4 protein-coding genes are annotated in these 3,315 nt (G+C 60.5%); 1 reads left to right on the top strand and 3 read right to left on the bottom strand.

All coding sequences use genetic code 11. The annotated features are described in order from the left end of the window. Positions 1-32: 32 nt before the first annotated feature. Positions 33-1,238, bottom strand: coding sequence for a cytochrome P450 (locus ACK5L9_RS12840; RefSeq protein WP_416911858.1), 1,206 nt, complete (start codon positions 1,236-1,238; stop codon positions 33-35). Between the two features lie 178 nt (positions 1,239-1,416). Between ACK5L9_RS12840 and ACK5L9_RS12835 the strand changes: the two genes are divergently transcribed. Further along, complete coding sequence (locus ACK5L9_RS12835) at positions 1,417-2,331, top strand: hypothetical protein (protein WP_416911857.1); 915 nt, start codon at positions 1,417-1,419, stop codon at positions 2,329-2,331. Between the two features lie 136 nt (positions 2,332-2,467). Here the strand turns inward: ACK5L9_RS12835 and ACK5L9_RS12830 are convergent, their stop codons facing one another. Then, positions 2,468-3,103, bottom strand: coding sequence for a LysE family translocator (locus tag ACK5L9_RS12830; protein ID WP_416911856.1), 636 nt, complete (start codon positions 3,101-3,103; stop codon positions 2,468-2,470). 78 nt (positions 3,104-3,181) lie between these two features. Beyond that, a partial coding sequence (locus tag ACK5L9_RS12825) for a hypothetical protein (protein WP_416911859.1) occupies positions 3,182-3,315 on the bottom strand: 134 nt, incomplete at its 5' end.

Raw genomic sequence — 3,315 nt, 5'->3', positions numbered from 1 at the left:
CGCCCTTTTGCCGGGCGCTTTTCACAATGAAATCAGGCCGGCGTCACCTCGACCGGGATCGAGTGATAGCCACGCAACCAATTGATATAGACGCGCTCGGGTTCCCCGGTCAGTTCGATCCGCCTGACCCGTCGCGCCAGCGCGCCCAGTACCGATTCCGCCTCCAGCCGGGCAACCATCTGCCCGACGCAGCCATGAATGCCCGTGCCAAAGGCAAGATGCCCGACCGGGCGGCGGGTGATGTCATATTCGTCCGGCCGGTCCCACCGCGCCGGATCGCGATTGGCGGCAGCCAGCCACATCAACACCTTTTCCTCGGCCCCCAAGGCCACGCCCGCCAGTTCGGTCGGGCCGGTCGTCGTGCGGCCAATGACCGGGCTAGGGGCCATGAAACGCAGCGCCTCTTCAAAGGCGGGCCGCGCCAGATCGGGATCCTCGCGCAGCATGTCCCATTGCGCGGGCCGTTCGATCAGCGCCAGAACCGTCTGCCCGATGCCGAAAACAGTCGTGTCGATCCCGGCCGAGATAAAGGCCCGGACCAGCATTCCAGCCTCGTCACGGGTGATCTCGCCCGCATGGGCGGCGGCATAGATTTCCTGACCAAACCCATCGGGAAGCAGGTTTTCTTCGGCCATCTGCGCAGCGACATATTCGAATGTGCCCTGTTCTTCGACGATCTTGCGCGCGGCATGGTACAGGTCGTTCTTCGGACCCATCGCGTTGAAATTGAGCGTTGAATAGGGCATCAGATGCTGCCGCCCCTCGGGGCGAAGGCCCACCGCGTCGGGTAACACCTTGAACGGAAAGGCAAAGGCCAGGTCCACGCCCAGATCGAACCGGCGTTGCCGGACAAGACGATCCACCATCGCTTCGGCCTCGGCGCGAAAGTCGTCGGCCAGCTTGCGCATCGCGCGCGCCGACAGCACCCGTGCCAGTACCTTGCGATTGGGCGTATGGGTAGGCGGATCCGCCTCCAGAATGACCGAGGGGCGCCGCCACGGTTCCTCGCGCACAACATTCGTCATGCCCGTACCCATCGCCGAAGAAAAGCGCCGCCAATCCTCGAACACTTCGCGCACCACGGCATCCTGCCCGCTGATCCAGAAACCGTATTTCGGAACCCAGACCACTGGCCCCGCCTGACGGATGGTTCGGTCCAGTTCAATCGGGTGGTCCATCGCCTTGCGGCTGAACGGATCGATGTCAAGCACCGGCCGGTCGGTCGTCATGTCGGACATGCGCGCGCTCCTTCCCCTGCGCCAGTTTATTATTAAACTTGTTTAATAAGCAAGACAGCCGTTACCGCCCGGAATTTCACCCCGCAGATTTTTGCCGTCACGTCGGAAACGGGCGGCGGGAACGATTGTCGCAGGACGGTGTTTCGTCGCTGAATTGCTGTCTGAAAGGAACGTTGTCATGTCACTTGAAACGATCAGGATGATCGTCCTTGAACCCGGCTCGCAGCGGATTTTTACCTGTGATGGAAACGGTCAGAATATCAGAACGCTGCGCGATCACGTCGCGAAATTTCCCGACGGCATTCTGATCGACCATAACACGACCGAACTTTACGGAACCCGGATGGGCGCGATCAATCATGCCGATGGCTCGTCTTTCGGCTTTGACGGCCAGATTTTTCGCCTGTCTGCCGATGGATCGCAGTTCACGCCGCTGATCAACCACGGCGAGACCCGTACGCCCAAGCAGATCACCGCCGATTTCGCAGCCGACAAGCTGTACTGGTGCGACCGCGAAGGGCTGCGGGTGATGCGCGCCAATCTTGACGGATCAGGGCTTGAAACCCTGGTTGAAACCGGGCGGCTGCCCGAGGATGAGCGCGATCATTCACGCTGGTGCGTAGGCATCGCCGTCGATCCGCAGGCGCGGCAGTTCTATTGGACGCAAAAGGGCGCGCCGGATGCGGGCGAGGGACGCATCTGCCGCGCCGGTTACGATCTGCCACCGGGCGAAACCCCAGCCAATCGCAGCGATATCGAGGTGCTGTTCCGGAACCTGCCAGAGCCTATCGACCTTGAGCTGGATCTTGAATCCAACCGTTTGTGGTGGACAGACCGGGGCGATCTGGAGGGCGGCAACTCGGTCTGTTATGCCGAAATCGGCGATGACCGGGTGGTCGCAAAGGATCACCATGTCATCGTGCGAAATGTCGGCGAGGCGATCGGCCTGATCATTTACCACGATGAGGGGTATATCTTCTCGACCTCGCTGGACGGCGAACTGTTTCGCGCCCGGCTGGACGGATCGGAACGGACACGGCTGGGGCAGTTCGGCAACCTGACGGGCATCGCCAAGGCCGGGACAGAGTTCTGATCCCCCAGTCCAGTACCCTCTGCATGTCGCCACGATGAAAATTGCCGCAATCCAACGGCTTGTCGCCTTCGGTATAGCTGACGGTCTTGCCGTCATTCGCTGGCTCGCAGCAGGCCAGTAAGGTTGGCTGATTGGACTAGATTCGTCGTGTCAGTGTGGCGGCGGCTTGCCCCAGGATCAGCATTCCCGTTGCTCCAATGATACTTGATGCGATGCGGTTCAATCGATTCAACGCTCCGGGTTTTGTCATCAGCCCGCGCGCTCGCGCCGCGAGTACCGCATAGGGAGCCAGCGTTGCGATCAGGACGCATACGGTTACACCGACCAAAAGCACCCATTGGGTCAGGTCAATACCCTTCAAATCCAGCACCGTAGGCAACAGGGCGAGGTAAAACACTATCGTCTTGGGGTTGCCCATCGTAACCGAGAACCCCGTCAGAAAAGCACCGAAGTTCGTTCGCCCTGTTTCTGCCGAAACATGGGCTGCACCTGAGGTGCTTTTCCAAAGTTTGACGGCCAGATAGAGCAGATAGCCTCCACCTAGGATCTTCACGACAAGGAACACACCTGCGAATGCCTGCGCGATAGCTGCAAGTCCCGCGATGGCAACGGTCAGATACACCACATCCCCCAAGGCGATTCCCGCCAGCAGGAAGAGTGCGGCCTTCAGGCCGCTGCCCATTGACTGCCCAACAACGGCAGCCACGCCCGGTCCAGGAATGACGGCAGCCAGACCGAGGGCTGCGGCGTAGGCAAAAAGCGATGCGATCAAAATATCTCCTCCGTTCACCGGCATACCATGAAATAGCCTGGACCAGTCCAGAGAGGCGAAGGCCCCTGCGGCCTTGGGTCAGATGTCCAGATTTTCGACGCTCAGGGCGTTCTGCTGGATGAATTCGCGCCGGGGTTCGACCACATCGCCCATCAGCTTGGTAAACAGATCCTCGGCCTCGGCAACGTCCTCGACCCGGACCTGCAACATCG

The organism is Paracoccus sp. (in: a-proteobacteria) (assembly GCF_047973135.1).
GTDB lineage: Bacteria > Pseudomonadota > Alphaproteobacteria > Rhodobacterales > Rhodobacteraceae > Paracoccus.
Note: the sequence above shows the minus strand (reverse complement) of the source record. Positions and strands in the feature narration are given on the sequence as shown.